General features: G+C 73.0%; 12 protein-coding genes. 11 read left to right on the top strand and 1 reads right to left on the bottom strand.

The window, feature by feature from the left end; translation table 11 throughout:
- Nucleotides 1-40: 40 nt before the first annotated feature.
- Nucleotides 41-1,267, bottom strand: a complete 1,227-nt coding sequence (locus K8Z61_RS04845) for a DUF349 domain-containing protein (protein ID WP_224127039.1) — start codon at nucleotides 1,265-1,267, stop codon at nucleotides 41-43.
- A gap of 85 nt (nucleotides 1,268-1,352) precedes the next feature.
- Between K8Z61_RS04845 and K8Z61_RS04850 the strand changes: the two genes are divergently transcribed.
- From K8Z61_RS04850 to alaS, 11 genes are all read left to right on the top strand, one after another.
- A complete protein-coding gene (locus tag K8Z61_RS04850; RefSeq protein WP_224127041.1) occupies nucleotides 1,353-2,063 on the top strand; it encodes an MBL fold metallo-hydrolase in 711 nt (236 codons plus the stop codon).
- Nucleotides 2,064-2,067: 4 nt separating this feature from the next.
- Nucleotides 2,068-3,447, top strand: a complete 1,380-nt coding sequence (gene hisS / locus K8Z61_RS04855) for a histidine--tRNA ligase (RefSeq protein ID WP_224127042.1) — start codon at nucleotides 2,068-2,070, stop codon at nucleotides 3,445-3,447.
- A complete protein-coding gene (gene aspS, locus K8Z61_RS04860) occupies nucleotides 3,444-5,216 on the top strand; it encodes an aspartate--tRNA ligase (RefSeq protein WP_224127043.1) in 1,773 nt (590 codons plus the stop codon). The genes hisS and aspS overlap by 4 nt, the downstream gene beginning before the upstream one ends.
- Nucleotides 5,217-5,333: 117 nt before the next feature.
- The gene (locus K8Z61_RS04865; protein ID WP_224127044.1) at nucleotides 5,334-6,860 is read left to right on the top strand and encodes an ABC transporter substrate-binding protein; all 1,527 of its coding nucleotides are present in this window, start codon (nucleotides 5,334-5,336) and stop codon (nucleotides 6,858-6,860) included.
- 122 nt (nucleotides 6,861-6,982) lie between these two features.
- On the top strand, nucleotides 6,983-7,999 hold the full coding sequence (locus tag K8Z61_RS19225; RefSeq protein ID WP_224127046.1) for an ABC transporter permease: 1,017 nt from the start codon (nucleotides 6,983-6,985) through the stop codon (nucleotides 7,997-7,999).
- 11 nt (nucleotides 8,000-8,010) lie between these two features.
- Complete coding sequence (locus tag K8Z61_RS04875) at nucleotides 8,011-9,060, top strand: ABC transporter ATP-binding protein (RefSeq protein WP_224127048.1); 1,050 nt, start codon at nucleotides 8,011-8,013, stop codon at nucleotides 9,058-9,060.
- Complete coding sequence (locus tag K8Z61_RS04880) at nucleotides 9,060-10,259, top strand: ABC transporter ATP-binding protein (RefSeq protein ID WP_374227901.1); 1,200 nt, start codon at nucleotides 9,060-9,062, stop codon at nucleotides 10,257-10,259. The genes K8Z61_RS04875 and K8Z61_RS04880 overlap by 1 nt, the downstream gene beginning before the upstream one ends.
- A gap of 35 nt (nucleotides 10,260-10,294) precedes the next feature.
- Nucleotides 10,295-11,671: a replication-associated recombination protein A gene (locus tag K8Z61_RS04885; RefSeq protein ID WP_224127050.1), complete on the top strand. Its 1,377-nt coding sequence runs from the start codon at nucleotides 10,295-10,297 to the stop codon at nucleotides 11,669-11,671.
- Nucleotides 11,672-11,695: 24 nt separating this feature from the next.
- Nucleotides 11,696-12,232: a hypothetical protein gene (locus K8Z61_RS04890; protein ID WP_224127052.1), complete on the top strand. Its 537-nt coding sequence runs from the start codon at nucleotides 11,696-11,698 to the stop codon at nucleotides 12,230-12,232.
- Nucleotides 12,229-12,540 carry a DUF6167 family protein gene (locus K8Z61_RS04895; RefSeq protein ID WP_224127054.1) on the top strand — a complete coding sequence of 104 codons (312 nt, stop codon included), beginning with the start codon at nucleotides 12,229-12,231 and terminating at the stop codon, nucleotides 12,538-12,540. The genes K8Z61_RS04890 and K8Z61_RS04895 overlap by 4 nt, the downstream gene beginning before the upstream one ends.
- A complete protein-coding gene (alaS, locus tag K8Z61_RS04900; protein WP_224127056.1) occupies nucleotides 12,540-15,215 on the top strand; it encodes an alanine--tRNA ligase in 2,676 nt (891 codons plus the stop codon). Before K8Z61_RS04895 ends, alaS begins: the two co-directional genes overlap by 1 nt.
- Nucleotides 15,216-15,217 lie beyond the last annotated feature (2 nt).

Below are 15,217 nucleotides of genomic sequence, written 5' to 3' on the forward strand. Positions count from 1 at the left end.
TGAGGGTGCGGGGCCGTCGCTGCGTGCGTCGGGGCGCGGCTCAGCCGAAGTCGGCGCTGGCGCGACGCGCGGTGTCGAGGAACAGGCGGCGCGACTCGAGGTTCTCCTCCAGCTCGCGCACCTTCTTCTCCTGGCCCGCGGCGCGAGCCTGCTCGAGGTCGGCCTCGACCTTCGCGATCGCCGCCTCGAGCTTGCCGATCATGTCGTCGGCGCGCGCGGACTTCTCGGGGTCGGAGCGCCGCCACTGCTCGTCCTCGACCGAGCGGATCTCCTGCTCGATGCGCCGGAAGCGTCCCTCGAGCTCCTTCATCCGGTCGCGGGGCACCTTCCCGGCGGCGTCCCAGCGGTCGGCGAGATCGCGGAAGGCGCGCTTGGCCGCGTCGAGGTCCTGCACGGGCAGGAGACCCTCGGCCTCGACCAGCAGCGCCTCCTTGACCTCGGCGTTCGCGGCGAACTCCTGGTCGGCGGCCGCGTTCGCGGCGTCGCGCGCACCGAAGAAGGCGTCCTGCGCGCCGCGGAACCGCTTCCAGAGCGCGTCGTCGACCTCGCGGGGGGCCGGGCCGGCCTCCTTCCACTGACGCATGAGCTCGCGGTAGCGGCCGGCGGTGGCGCCCCACTCGGTGGACGTGGCGAGCTCCTCGGCCTCGGCGGCCAGGCGCTCCTTGACGACGCGGGCCCCCTCGCGCTTCTCGGCCTGCTCGGAGAAGTGCGCCTTGCGCCGGCGGGTGTACGAGGTGCGGGCGGTCGAGAAGCGACGCCACAGGGCGTCGTCCGACGCGCGGTCGAGCCGCGGCACCTTCTTCCACTCCTCCAGCAGGTCGCGCAGGCGGTTGGCGCCGTTGCGCCAGTCGTTGCCGAGCGCGAGCCGCTCGGCCTCGGCGACCAGCCGCTCCTTGGCCTCCTTGGCCTCCGCGGACCGGGCCGCACGCTCGGCGCGCCGGGCCTCGCGCTGCGCCTCGATGGTCGGCGCGAGGGCGTCGAGCCGAGCCTCGAGGGCGGCGAGGTCGCCGACCGCGTTGGCCCCGGAGACCTGCGTGCGCACCGTGGCCACCGACTCGGCGGCCTCGTCCGGCGAGAGCCGACCCGAGGCCACGCGCTGCTCGAGCAGCCCGACCTCGAACGCGAGCGCCGCGTACCGCTCGGTGAAGAAGGCCAGGGCCTCCTCGGGCGTGCCCTCCGGGTACTGCCCGACGGCCCGCTCACCCTCGGCCGTGCGCACGTAGACGGTGCGGTCGTCGTCGACTCGGCCCCACTCGTTGCTGGTCACGCGCTCATGCTAGTGGCCGGGTCGCGGGCCGGGGCGGGCGGTCACCCGGGCGGTCCGGCCCCGAGGGATGCCCTAGGCTGACCCGGTGCTGATCGCCGGCTTCCCCGCAGGTCCCTGGGGCACCAACTGCTACGTCGTGGCCAGCGGTCCCGGCAGCGAGTGCGTCGTCGTCGACCCGGGCAAGGACGCCGCCGCCGGTGTCGCCGAGGTCGTGCGCGAGCACCGGCTCAAGCCCGTCGCGGTGCTCGTCACGCACGGCCACGTCGACCACATGTGGTGCGTCGCGCCGGTCGCCGGCACCTACGACGCGACGGCGTGGATCCACCCCGCCGACCGTCACCTGCTGGCCGACCCGATGGCCGGGATGTCCCGCGAGACCTCCCAGATGCTGCTCGGCGGCGCGTACTCGTGGGCCGAGCCCGACGACGTGCGCGAGCTGGCCGACGCGCAGGAGCTCGAGCTCGCCGGCCTGCGGTTCCTGGTCGACCACACGCCGGGACACACCCAGGGCTCGGTCGCCTTCCGCACTCCCTATGCTACGGCCGACGTCTCGGAGGTCATGTTCTCCGGCGACCTGCTCTTCGCCGGCTCGATCGGCCGCACCGACCTGCCCGGCGGCGACCACCCCACCATGCTGCGCTCGCTGACCGAGAAGGTGCTGCCCCTGGCCGACGACGTCGTCGTCCTGCCCGGCCACGGTTCGCAGACCTCCATCGGCCACGAGCGCCTGACCAACCCGTACCTGCTCGACCTCCAGGAGGAGGGCCGCGCGGGTCGGGTCACCCGAGGACTCTGACGCGATGGCCACCGGCAAGAAGCCCACCCCGCTCAGCGGGTTCCCCGAGCTGCTCCCCGCGCAGCGGGCCGTCGAGCAGCAGGTGCTCGACACGCTGCGCCGCGTCTTCGAGCTGCACGGCTTCGGCAACGTCGAGACGCGCGCGGTCGAGCCGCTCGACCAGCTGCTGCGCAAGGGCGACACCTCCAAGGAGGTCTACCTGCTGCGCCGCCTGCACGAGGACTCCGCGGAGGGCCACGCGGGCCTCGGGCTGCACTTCGACCTCACCGTGCCGTTCGCGCGCTACGTGCTCGAGCACGCCGGCCACCTGGAGTTCCCCTTCCGGCGGCACCAGATCCAGAAGGTGTGGCGCGGCGAGCGGCCGCAGGACGGCCGGTACCGCGAGTTCACCCAGGCCGACATCGACATCGTCGGGCGCGACGAGCTCGGCGTGCACCACGACGTCGAGGTGGCCCGGGTCATGCTCGACGCGCTCGGCCGGCTCGACTTCCTGCCGCCGGTGCGGCTGCAGGTCAACAACCGCAAGCTGATCCAGGGCTTCTACGCCGGGCTCGGCGCCGCCGACCTCGACGAGGTCATGCGGCTGGTCGACAAGCTCGACAAGCTCGCCCCGGAGCAGGTGCACGGTCTGCTCGTGAGCGAGGCCGGGCTGGACGCTCGGCAGGCCGACGCGTGCCTGGCGCTGGCGACGATCCGCGCCTCGGACGAGTCCTTCGTCGATCGGGTCCGTGCCCTGGCCGCCGAGCACGGCGTCGACCACCCGCTGCTCGACGAGGGGCTCGAGGAGCTCGCGGCGCTCGTGCGCGGCTGCGCGTCGCTGGCGGGGGAGCGGGCCACGATCGAGGCCGACCTCTCGATCGCCCGTGGCCTCGACTACTACACCGGCACCGTCTTCGAGACCCGCCTGCTGGGGCACGAGTCGCTCGGCTCGATCTGCTCGGGCGGTCGCTACGACGCCCTGGCCGCCGACCACCGCGCCACCTATCCCGGCGTGGGCATCTCGCTGGGCGTGAGCCGCCTGCTGGTGCCCCTGCTCAACGCCGGCGCGCTCGTGGCCGACCGCAGCGTCCCGAGCGCGGTGCTCGTCGCGCTCGCCGACGAGGCCGCGCGCCCCGCGGCCGACGCGCTGGCCGACCGGCTGCGCGCCCGCGACATCGCCTGCGAGGTCGCCCCGTCGCCGCAGCGGTTCGGCAAGCAGATCCGCTTCGCCGAGCGCCGCGGCATCCCGTACGTCTGGTTCACCGGCGACGACGGCGCCCACCAGGTCAAGGACATCCGCTCCGGCGAGCAGACCGACGCCGACCCCGACGTCTGGACCCCGCCCGCCCCCGACCTGCGACCGCAGGTCCTCGCCACCGCATCCTCCGAGGAGACCCACCCGTGATCCGCACCCAGGACGCCGGCGCGCTGCGCGCCGAGCACGTCGGCCAGAACGTGACCCTCGCCGGATGGGTCGCGAACCGGCGCGATCACGGCGGCGTCGCCTTCCTCGACCTGCGCGAGGCCAGCGGCGTCGTCCAGGTCGTGGTGCGCGACGAGGCGGTGGCCTCGAGCCTGCGCTCGGAGTACTGCCTGCGGGTCACCGGCGAGGTCACGGCGCGGCTGGCCGGCAACGAGAACCCGAACCTGGCCACCGGCGCGATCGAGGTCGTCGCCACCGACGTCGAGGTGCTCAGCGCCGCGGCGCCGCTGCCGTTCCCGATCAGCGACCACGTCGAGGTCGGCGAGGACGTCCGCCTGCGCCACCGCTACCTCGACCTGCGCCGCAGCGGCCCGGCGTCCGCCATCCGCCTGCGCAGCCGGGTGAACAAGGCGGCGCGCGACGTGCTGGCCGCCCACGACTTCGTCGAGGTCGAGACGCCGACCCTGACCCGTTCGACCCCCGAGGGCGCCCGCGACTTCCTGGTGCCGGCGCGGCTCGCCCCGGGCAGCTGGTACGCGCTGCCGCAGAGCCCCCAGCTGTTCAAGCAGCTGCTCATGGTGGGCGGGCTCGAGCGGTACTACCAGATCGCCCGCTGCTACCGCGACGAGGACTTCCGCGCCGACCGGCAGCCGGAGTTCACCCAGCTCGACATCGAGATGAGCTTCGTGACCCAGGACGACGTCATCGCCCTGGGCGAGGAGATCGTCGCCGCCCTGTGGCGCCTCATCGGCCACGAGGTGCCGCTGCCCCTGCCGCGGATGACCTACGCGGAGGCCATGCGTCGCTTCGGCTCCGACAAGCCCGACCTGCGGATGGGCCTCGAGCTCGTCGAGTGCACCGACTACTTCGCGCAGACGACCTTCCGGGTCTTCCAGGCGCCGTACGTCGGCGCCGTGGTCATGCCGGGCGGGGCCGGCCAGCCGCGCAAGCAGCTCGACGCCTGGCAGGAGTGGGCCAAGCAGCGCGGCGCCCGCGGCCTGGCCTACGTGCTGGTCGGCGAGGACGGCGAGCTCGGCGGTCCCGTGGCCAAGAACCTCTCCGAGGAGGAGAAGGCCGGCCTGGCCGCCCACGTCGGCGCGAGCCCGGGCGACTGCATCTTCTTCGCCGCCGGCGCCGTGCGCTCCAGCCGCGCCCTGCTCGGCGCCGCGCGCCTGGAGATCGGCCGCCGCACCGGCCTGCTCGACGAGAGCGCCTGGAGCTTCCTGTGGGTCGTCGACGCGCCGCTGTTCGAGCCGGCCGACGAGGCCACGGCGGCCGGCGACGTCGCCGTGGGCGCCGGCGCCTGGACGGCGGTGCACCACGCCTTCACCTCCCCGCAGGACCTCGAGACGTTCGACCAGCAGCCGGGCGAGGCGCTCGCCTGGGCCTACGACATCGTCTGCAACGGCAACGAGATCGGCGGCGGCTCGATCCGCATCCACCGCGAGGACGTGCAGAAGCGCGTCTTCGAGGTCATGGGCATCTCCGAGGCCGAGGCCGAGGAGAAGTTCGGCTTCCTCCTCGAGGCGTTCAAGTACGGCGCTCCGCCGCACGGCGGCATCGCCTTCGGCTGGGACCGCGTGACGGCGCTGCTCGCCGGCGTCGACTCGATCCGCGACGTCATCGCCTTCCCGAAGACCGGCGGCGGCTACGACCCGCTCACCGCGGCGCCGGCGCCGATCACCGCCCAGCAGCGCAAGGAGGCCGGGGTCGACGCCCGTCCGGCGGAGGACGTCCCGCCGTCGGCGTGATCGGCCGGACGATCGGGTGACCGGTCGAGCTCGTCGAGCGCCTCGGGCCCGGCGACCGAGGGCGGCACGGTCTACTACCTGACGCGCGACAAGGTCGAGCACCTCGACCCGCAGCGCATGTACATCGGTCGCGACCTGGCCAACGCCAACCGGCTGTTCTACCGCAGCCTCGTGAGCTTCCCCCTGTCGGCGGACCCGAAGGAGGCCACCACCCCGGTGCCCGACCTCGCCACCGACACCGGCAAGGCCAACGCCGACGCCACCGAGTGGTCCTTCACCCTGCGTGACGGCGTCACCTGGCAGGACGGCAAGCCGATCACCTGCGAGGACCTCAAGTACGGCGTGTCGCGCACCTTCGCGCAGGACGTCATCACCGGCGGCCCGAACTACATCCTCGGCTACCTCGACCTGCCGAAGTCGGGCTACGACGGGCCCTACAAGAAGGACGGCCAGGCCGACTTCGACAAGGCCGTCACCTGCGACGGCAACACGATCACCTACAAGTTCAACAAGCCGTGGGCCGACTTCCCGCTGGCCATCGCCTCGCTCCGCGCCTTCGACCCCTACCGGGCCGACCAGGACAAGGGCGACAAGTCGAACTTCTCCGTCTTCGCCAACGGCCCCTACAAGCTGCAGGGCACCTGGGACGAGGCGCAGGGCGGCACGTTCGTGCGCAACGACGCCTGGAAGCAGGACAGCGACCCGCTGCGCAAGCCGCTGCCGGAGAAGATCGTCTTCCAGCAGGGCCTCACCGACGACATCATCGGCCAGCGCCTGATCGCCGACTCCGGCGACGACCAGTTCGCCGTCACCGACATCCCGGTGCTCCCGGCCCAGTACTCGCAGGTCACCGGCCCGATCGCGAACCGCGCGGTGCTCGTCGACTCGCCGTTCACCAACTACCTGGTGCCGAACTTCAAGACGATCACCGACCTCAAGGTCCGTCAGGCGCTGCTCGCCTCGACCAACCAGGAGGGCTGGATCGCCGCCGCCGGTGGCGACAAGGCGGCCGCGCCGTCGAAGTCGATCGTCAACCCGGCGCTCGTCGGCTACGCGGACAACCCGAACTTCACCTACCCGCCCGCGGGTGACGTCGACGCCGCGAAGAAGCTCCTCGCCGAGGCCGGCGTCAAGACGCCCTACAAGATCACCTTCACGTACCGCTCGAACCCGACCCGCGACAAGGGCGCCTCGGCGCTGCAGAACACGTGGAACCAGGCCGGCTTCGACGTCACGCTGAACCCGCTGCCCGACACCTACTACGCCGACATCCAGAAGCCGTCCGTCGTCGGCGACGTGTTCTGGGCCGGCTGGGGTGCCGACTGGCCGTCCATCGCGTCGGTCATCCCGCCGCTGTTCGACAGCCGGATCAACCTCTCGGCCGAGACCAAGGGCCAGGACTACGGCAGCTACGAGTCCGACACCGTGAACAAGCTGATCGACGAGGCCGCGTCCAAGTCGACCGTCGACGAGGCCGCCAAGGTCTACGCCCAGATCGACGACCAGCTCGGCAAGGACGTCGCCTACATCCCGCTGCAGGTGCAGAAGTTCTACCTGCTGCGCGGCTCCAAGGTCGGCGGCTACCAGGCCGGCGCCGCCACCAGCGGCTACCCCGACCTGGGCACGATCGGCGTCACCGGCTGATCGAGGTCCATGCGTCCGGGGGGAGTCGGGAGACCGGCTCCCCCCGGACCTGCGGTCGGCGGACGCGCATCCGCTGACCCTCGTCCCCTCACTCGGCGCAAGCCCGGAAAGGCAGGTCCCCCGTGGGCGCCTACATCGTGCGACGCATCCTCGTCGGCGCGGCCCTCCTGGTGACGATGTCCCTCGTCACCTTCCTCCTCTTCTTCGCGACGCCGGTCGACTACGCCCGGCTCGCCTGCGGCAAGACCTGCCAGCCGGCGCAGATCGAGGAGGTGCGCAAGTCCCTCGGCTACGACGACCCGGTGCTGGTGCAGTGGGGCAAGTTCATGAAGGGCGTCGCCGTCGGACGCGAGTTCCCCGACGACCCGGCCCTGCGGGCCGCGGCCCCGCAGCTCGTCACCGAGTGCCCGGCCCCGTGCCTGGGCTACTCGACCCAGACCAACTCGCTGGTCGGCACCACGATCAAGGAGCGGCTCCCCGTCTCCCTCTCCCTGGCCCTGGTCGCGTTCATCCTGTGGATCGTCGTCGGCGTCGCGTTCGGCGTGATCGCCGCCCTGCGCAAGGGCACGCTGATCGACCGCGGCATCGTCGGCATCGCGCTGTTCTTCTTCGCCTTCCCGACCTTCTTCGTCGGCCTGTTCCTCTACACCTACTTCGCGATCAAGTGGCAGGTCTTCCCGATCCCGCGCTACACGCCGATCGCCGACGGCGGCGTATGGCCCTGGCTGCAGAACCTGCTGCTGCCCGGCGCGACGCTCGCGCTCTTCTACATGGCCGGCTACGTGCGCATCACCCGCGCCTTCGTGCTGGAGTCGATGGGGGAGGACTACGTCCGCACCGCGCGCGCCAAGGGCCTGCCGAAGGGCGTCATCCTGCGCAAGCACACGATGCGCGCCGCCCTGACGCCGCTGGTCACGATGGCCGGCCTCGACCTCGCGAGCCTCGCCGGTGGCGCGATCATCACCGAGGCGGTCTTCAACTACCAGGGCCTGGGCCTGCTCGCCGGCACCGCCGCCCGCAACGGCGACCTCTCGATGAGCGTCGGCATCGTGGTCACGCTCGCCGCGTTCGTCATCGCCGCCAACATCATCGTCGACGTGCTGTACGCGGTCATCGACCCGCGCGTCCGCGTCGGCTGAACGGGGGAACCATGTCCACCAGCTTCCTGTCGGTCAACGACCTCAAGGTGCACTTCCCGACCGAGGACGGCCTGGTCAAGGCCACCGACGGCCTCTCCTTCGACCTCGAGCGCGGCGAGACCCTCGGCATCGTCGGCGAGTCGGGCTCCGGCAAGTCGGTCTCGAGCTCCACCATCCTCGGCCTGCACCGCGGCTCGAAGGCCCGGGTGTCGGGGGAGATCCTGCTCGACGGCGTCGACCTGCTCACGCTCAGCGACGAGGAGATGCGTCAGCGTCGCGGCAAGGACGTCGCGATGATCTTCCAGGACCCGCTCTCGGCGATGCACCCGTACTACACCGTCGGCAACCAGATCGCCGAGGCCTACCGGGTGCACCACGACGTGTCGAAGAAGGCCGCGAAGGCGCGCGCGGTCGAGATGCTCGAGCGCGTCGGCATCCCGCAGCCCGATCGGCGCGTCGACGACTACCCGCACCAGTTCTCCGGCGGCATGCGCCAGCGCGCGATGATCGCGATGGGCCTGATCAACGACCCCAGCCTGGTGATCGCCGACGAGCCCACCACCGCCCTCGACGTCACGGTGCAGGCGCAGATCCTCGACCTGCTGCAGGACCTCCAGACGGAGTTCCAGACCGCGATCATCCTGATCACCCACGACCTCGGCGTGGTCGCCGAGATGGCCGACGACGTGCTCGTGATGTACGCCGGTCGAGCCGTGGAGTACGGCACGGTCAAGGAGATCCTGACCCATCCGGAGATGCCCTACACGTGGGGTCTGCTCTCCAGCGTCCCCGACGTGAGCGGCGACCCCGACGCCGCGCTGCTGCCGATCCCGGGCAACCCGCCGTCGCTGCTCAACCCGCCGTCCGGCTGCGCCTTCCACCCGCGCTGCACGCACCGCGACAAGGTCGCCGGCGACCTGTGCCGCACCCAGCTGCCCGACCTCGTGCCGGGCCCGCGGGGCGGGGTGCATCTCAAGCGGTGCCACCTGTCCGACCCCGACGTGATCTACCGCGCCGAGATCCTGCCCGAGATCGCCCCCGACCTCGTCGAGGAGCTGTGATGGAGACCCCGATGACCCAGGACGTCCCCGCCGGACGCCACTCCGCCCCGTCCGGCTCCGCGGCGCCGCTGCTCGAGGTCGACGACCTGCGCATGTGGTTCCCCGTGAAGGGCTCCGGGCTGATCCGGCGCACGGTGGGCCACGTGCAGGCCGTCGACGGCGTGTCCTTCCAGGTCCGTGCCGGCCAGTCCCTGGGCCTGGTCGGCGAGTCCGGCTGCGGCAAGTCGACGACCGGACGCCTGATCACCCGGCTCTACGAGCCCACCGGCGGCGCCATCCGGTTCGAGGGCGAGGACATCGCCCACCGCTCGGCCCGTCGACTGCAGCCGCTGCGCCGGGAGATCCAGATGATCTTCCAGGACCCCTACACCTCGCTGAACCCGCGGCACACCGTCGGCACGATCATCGGCGCCCCGCTGGCGATCCACCAGGTCGTGCCCAAGGACAAGATCCTCGGCCGGGTGCAGGAGCTGCTCGAGATCGTCGGCCTCAACCCCGAGCACTACAACCGCTACCCGCACGAGTTCTCCGGCGGTCAGCGGCAGCGCATCGGCATCGCGCGGGCGCTGACCCTGCAGCCGAAGCTGCTGGTGGCCGACGAGCCGGTCTCCGCGCTCGACGTGTCGATCCAGGCGCAGGTGATCAACCTGCTCAGCGACCTGCAGCGCGAGTTCGGCATCGCGTTCCTCTTCATCGCCCACGACCTCGCGATCGTGCGGCACTTCTGCCCCGAGATCGCGGTCATGTACCTCGGCAAGATCGTCGAGATCGGCGATCGCGACTCGCTGTACTCCCACCCCTCCCACCCCTACACCCAGGCGCTGCTCTCGGCGGTGCCCGACGTGCGCCAGGCGGCCGTCGGCGGCCGACGCGAGCGGATCCGTCTGACCGGCGACGTGCCCAGCCCGATCAACCCGCCGTCCGGCTGCCGGTTCCGCACCCGCTGCCACCTGGCCCAGGAGATCTGCGCCAAGGTCGAGCCGCCGCTGCTGCAGATCGGCCCGAAGCACAAGGTCGCCTGCCACTTCCCCGGCGAGATCGGCAAGGCGCCGGAGCAGCCGATCACCGCGCGTCTGCTGGGCGTCGACCAGCACGGCACGCCTGACCCCGGCGCCGAGTCGGTCACCGAGCTCGGCACCGGGCCCGGCTACTCCGACACCTGGCTCGACCTGCAGAACCGCACGGTCGTCTCCGGCTGAGCCGCCACGGCGGCGGTGGGGCAGACTCGGGCGCGATGGACGGACTCTTCGACGTGCCCGGCGCCGCCGCCCCCCGCCGCGGGGGCGGTGGCTCGCTGCAGTCCACCGGCCACGCGTCCGAGCCGCTCGCGGTGCGGATGCGTCCGCGCACCCTCGACGAGCTCGTCGGCCAGGCGCAGCTGCGCGAGCCCGGCTCGCCGCTGCGCCAGCTGATCGACGACCAGCGCTCGCTGTCGCTGCTGCTGTGGGGTCCGCCGGGCACCGGCAAGACCACGATCGCGGCGATCGTCAGCCACCAGACCGACCGGCGGTTCGTGGAGATCTCGGCGGTCAGCGCCGGCGTCAAGGAGGTGCGGGCGGCGATCGAGGCCGCCCGGGCCGAGCTCGTCGCCACCGGCGAGGAGACCGTGCTCTTCGTCGACGAGGTGCACCGGTTCTCCAAGGCCCAGCAGGACGCCCTGCTGCCGGGCGTGGAGAACCGCTGGGTGACCCTCGTCGCGGCCACCACGGAGAACCCGTTCTTCTCCGTCATCTCGCCCCTGCTCTCGCGCTCCCTGCTGCTGCGCCTCGAGCCGCTCTCGGACGCCGACGTGCGCGCGGTGATCGAGCAGGCGCTCGTCGACGAGCGCGGCCTCGGCGGGGCGGTGGGGCTCGACGAGGACGCCGCCGACCACCTCGTCCGGCTGGCGGGCGGCGACGCGCGGCGCGCCCTCACCTACCTGGAGGCGGCCGCGGGCGCGGCGCGCTCGACCGGCGCCGACGCCGTCTCGCTGGCGATCGCCGAGACGGCCGTCGACCAGGCCGCCGTCCGCTACGACCGGCAGGGCGACCAGCACTACGACGTCGTCAGCGCCTTCATCAAGTCCGTGCGGGGCTCCGACGTCGACGCGGCGCTCCACTACCTGGCCCGGATGATCGAGGCGGGGGAGGACCCGCGCTTCATCGCCCGCCGCCTGGTGATCGCCGCCAGCGAGGACGTCGGCCTCGCCGACCCGTCCGCGCTGCAGACCGCCGTGGCGGCGGCCCAGGCCGTCCAGCTGATCGGGATGCCCGAGGCTGGGCTCAACCTCGCGCACGCGACCATCGCCCTGGCGGTGGCGCCGAAGTCGAACGCCGTGACGACCGCGCTCGCCGCGGCCACCGCCGACGTCCGCGCGGGCCGGCTGGGCAGCGTCCCGCCGCACCTGCGCGACGGCCACTACGCCGGCGCGAAGCGGCTCGGCCACGCCGCGGGCGCGCCGGAGCCGTACAAGTACAGCCACGACGAGCCGTTCGGCATCGCCACCCAGCAGTACGCGCCCGACCCCGTGGCCGACGCCGTCTACTACCGGCCGACGACCCACGGCGCCGAGGCCGGCATCCGCGAGCGCTGGGAGCGCGTGCGGGCGATCATCCGGGGCACCGACGCCTGACGGCGCGCGATAGGGTCGTCGATCGTGAGCGAGCACTGGACGGTCCCGGCGTGGGCGGCGGCCGGCGTCCTGGTCGCCACCGCGCTGCTGGTGCTCCTCGGCCTCGGCCTGGCGATCGCCGCCCACCGCACCGTGCGCCGTCGCCGTGCGGAGCTCGACGTGCTGCGGGCCGGCGTCGAGGCCGCCGAGGCCGCGCGCGCCGAGCTCGAGGCGCGCCTGGCCCGGGTGGAGCGCGCCCAGCGGCCCGCGACGGCGGGTGGCTCGTCCACCGCGCCGCACGTCATCACCCACCTCGGCGAGCCGTCCGCGGCGACCCGCGACGAGCCGGTCGAGGCCGTCCGCATCGAGGGCCCGCTGCTCGCCGATCTCGTCCTGCGCGAGTCCGCCGTCCAGGTCGGCTCGCTGGCCGCCGGCCTGCGCCGCGCCCTGGCGCCTGAGGGCCGCGCCCGGGTCCGCGCCGAGATGCGCCGCGACCTCCGCTCCTCGCGCAAGCAGCGGCGCGCCGACCTGCGCGCGGCCCGACGCGACGTCGCGGCCCGGCGCCGCACGGTGAGCCCGTGAGCCGCGCCGTCTGGTTCGCGGCCGGCGCCGGCGCCGCGGTCTACACGATGGTCCGGGCCCGCCGTGCCGCCGAGCTCCTCACGCCCGAGGGCCTGGAGGACCGCGTGCACGCGCTGATCGTCGGCGCCCGGGTGCTCCGCGAGGAGATCGCCCAGGGACGCGCCGACGCCGAGCCCGTCCTGCGGGAGCGCCTGCGCTCGCCCGCCCCCGGGGTCCGGCTGGAGCTCGGACCGGCCGGCCCCGAGTCCCCGCCGCGCGCCGACGCCGCGCACCCCGTCCCGCACCGCACCCAGGAGGACCCCCGCTGATGGACACCGCCGAGATCCGCCGCCGCTTCATCGCGCACTTCGAGCGGCACGGGCACACGGTCGTCCCGTCGGCCTCGCTGCTGCTCGACGACCCGAACCTGCTGTTCGTCAACGCCGGCATGGTGCCGTTCAAGCCGTACTTCCTCGGCCAGGAGACCCCCGTGTGGTCGACGGCGACGAGCGTCCAGAAGTGCGTGCGCACCCTCGACATCGAGGAGGTCGGCAAGACCACGCGGCACGGCACCTTCTTCCAGATGTGCGGCAACTTCTCCTTCGGCGACTACTTCAAGGAGGGGGCGATCCGCTTCGCGTGGACGCTCGTCACCGGCGCGGTCGAGGACGGCGGCTACGGCTTCGACCCCGAGAAGATCTGGGTCACGGTGCTGCCCAGCGACACCGAGGCCAAGCAGATCTGGCACGAGGTGGCCGGCCTGCCGTTCGAGCGCATCCAGGAGCGCGGCCTGAAGGACAACTACTGGAGCATGGGCGTGCCGGGCCCCGGCGGCCCGTGCTCGGAGATCTACGTCGACCGCGGCCCCGCCTACGGCCCCGACGGCGGCCCGAACGCCGACGAGGACCGCTTCCTGGAGATCTGGAACCTGGTCTTCATGCAGGAGGAGCTCTCCGCGGTCCGGGCGAAGGACGACTTCGACGTCGCGGGCCCCCTGCCCGCCAAGAACATCGACACCGGCATGGGCCTCGAGCGCGTCGCGTACCTCCTGCAGGGCAAGGAGAACATGTACGAGATCGACGAGGTGTTCCCCGTCATCGAGCGCGCCTGCGAGCTCACCGGCAAGCGGTACGGCGCCGACGAGGGCGACGACGTGCGGTTCCGGGTGGTGGCCGACCACGTGCGCTCCGCGCTGATGCTCATCGGCGACGGCGTCACCCCGGGCAACGAGGCCCGCGGCTACGTGCTGCGCCGCCTGCTGCGGCGCGCGATCCGCTCGATGCGCCTGCTCGGCTTCGAGGGGCGTGCGCTGCCCGAGCTGCTGCCGGTGAGCATGCAGCGGATGAAGGCGTCCTACCCCGAGCTCGAGACCGGCTTCGAGCGCATCGAGCGCGTGGCCTACGCCGAGGAGGAGGCGTTCCGCAAGACCCTCGCCGCCGGCACCGCGATCTTCGACACCGCCGCCGAGGAGACCCGCGCGTCCGGCGCGTCGCTGCTCTCGGGCGAGCGCGCCTTCGCCCTGCACGACACCTACGGCTTCCCGATCGACCTGACCCTCGAGATGGCCTCCGAGGCCGGGCTGAGCGTCGACGAGGCGGGCTTCCGCGCGCTCATGACCGAGCAGCGCGAGCGGGCCAAGGCCGACGCCCGGGCGAAGAAGGGCCAGCACGCCGACACCGGCGTCTACCGCGGCGTCCTCGACGCCCACGGCCCGACCGAGTGGCTCGCCTACTCGACGCTGGAGACCGAGTCGCGGGTGCTCGCGCTGCTCGCCGGCGGCGCGGCCACGCCCGTGCTGCGCAGCGGCGAGGTGGGCGAGGTCGTGCTCGACCGCACCCCGTTCTACGCCGAGTCGGGCGGCCAGGCCGCCGACGCCGGCCACCTCGACTTCGACGGCGGACGCCTGGAGGTGCTCGATGTCCAGCGCCCGGTGAAGGGCCTGGTCGTCCACCAGGTGCGGGTGCTCGACGGCGAGCTCACGCAGGACGCCGTCCTGCACGCGCGGGTCGACCCCGAGTGGCGTCTCGGCGCCCGCCAGGCGCACTCGGGCACGCACGTCGTCCACGCCGCCCTGCGCGAGGTGCTCGGCCCCACGGCCCTGCAGGCGGGCTCCTACAACCGGCCCGGCTACCTGCGCCTCGACTTCGGCTGGACCTCGGGCCTCAGCACCGAGCAGGTGCGCGACATCGAGCAGGTCAGCAACCAGGCGCTCCGCGCCGACCTGCCGGTCAGCTGGCAGTACATGACCCTGCCCGAGGCGCGCGACTGGGGGGCGATCGCGCTGTTCGGCGAGACCTACGACGAGTCGCAGGTGCGGGTCGTCGAGATCGGCGGCCCCTGGTCGCGCGAGCTCTGCGGCGGCACCCACGTCGACCACTCCAGCCAGATCGGCACCGTCGTCGTCACCGGCGAGTCGTCGGTCGGCTCGGGCAACCGGCGCATCGAGGCGCTGACCGGCGTCGAGGGCTTCGCCTACCTCGCCCGCGAGCGCGACGTCGTCGCGCAGCTCACCGGCCTGCTGAAGGCCCAGCCCGACGATCTCGTCGACCGCGTCGGCGACCTCGTCACGCGGCTGCGCAGCGCCGAGAAGGAGATCGAGCGGGTGCGGGTGGCGCAGCTGCTCGCCGGCGGCGCGGCGCTCGCCGAGTCCGCCCAGCGGGTCGGCCCGGCGCTGGTCGTCGCGCACCGCGTCGACGGCGCCGCGGGCGGCGACGTCCGCACGCTCGCGCTCGACGTCCGCGGCCGGCTGCCGCAGGGCGAGCCGGGCGTCGTGGTGATCCTCGGCGTCGCCGACGGCAAGGTCTCGGTCGTCGCCGCGACCACCGATGAGGCGCGGGCCCGGGGGCTGTCGGCGGGCGCGCTGGTCAAGGCCGTCGGTCCGCTGCTCGGCGGCAAGGGCGGCGGCAAGGACGACGTCGCCCAGGGCGGCGGCACGGACGCCTCGCGCGTCGACGAGGCGCTCGGGCTCGTCGTCATCGAGGTCGGCCGCGTCGTGGCCGGCTGACG

The sequence above is a fragment of the Nocardioides sp. TRM66260-LWL genome (assembly GCF_020075545.1).
Lineage (GTDB): Bacteria > Actinomycetota > Actinomycetes > Propionibacteriales > Nocardioidaceae > Nocardioides.

What these genes read in the sequence shown, in the direction of transcription:
- K8Z61_RS04875 (WP_224127048.1), top strand. Translation starts at nt 8,011, where the DNA reads ATGTCCACCAGCTTCCTGTCGGTCAACGACCTCAAGGTGCACTTCCCG.
- K8Z61_RS04880 (WP_374227901.1), top strand. Translation starts at nt 9,060, where the DNA reads ATGGAGACCCCGATGACCCAGGACGTCCCCGCCGGACGCCACTCCGCC.
- alaS (WP_224127056.1), top strand. Translation starts at nt 12,540, where the DNA reads ATGGACACCGCCGAGATCCGCCGCCGCTTCATCGCGCACTTCGAGCGG.
- K8Z61_RS04885 (WP_224127050.1), top strand. Translation starts at nt 10,295, where the DNA reads ATGGACGGACTCTTCGACGTGCCCGGCGCCGCCGCCCCCCGCCGCGGG.
- K8Z61_RS04865 (WP_224127044.1), top strand. Translation starts at nt 5,334, where the DNA reads ATGTACATCGGTCGCGACCTGGCCAACGCCAACCGGCTGTTCTACCGC.
- hisS (WP_224127042.1), top strand. Translation starts at nt 2,068, where the DNA reads ATGGCCACCGGCAAGAAGCCCACCCCGCTCAGCGGGTTCCCCGAGCTG.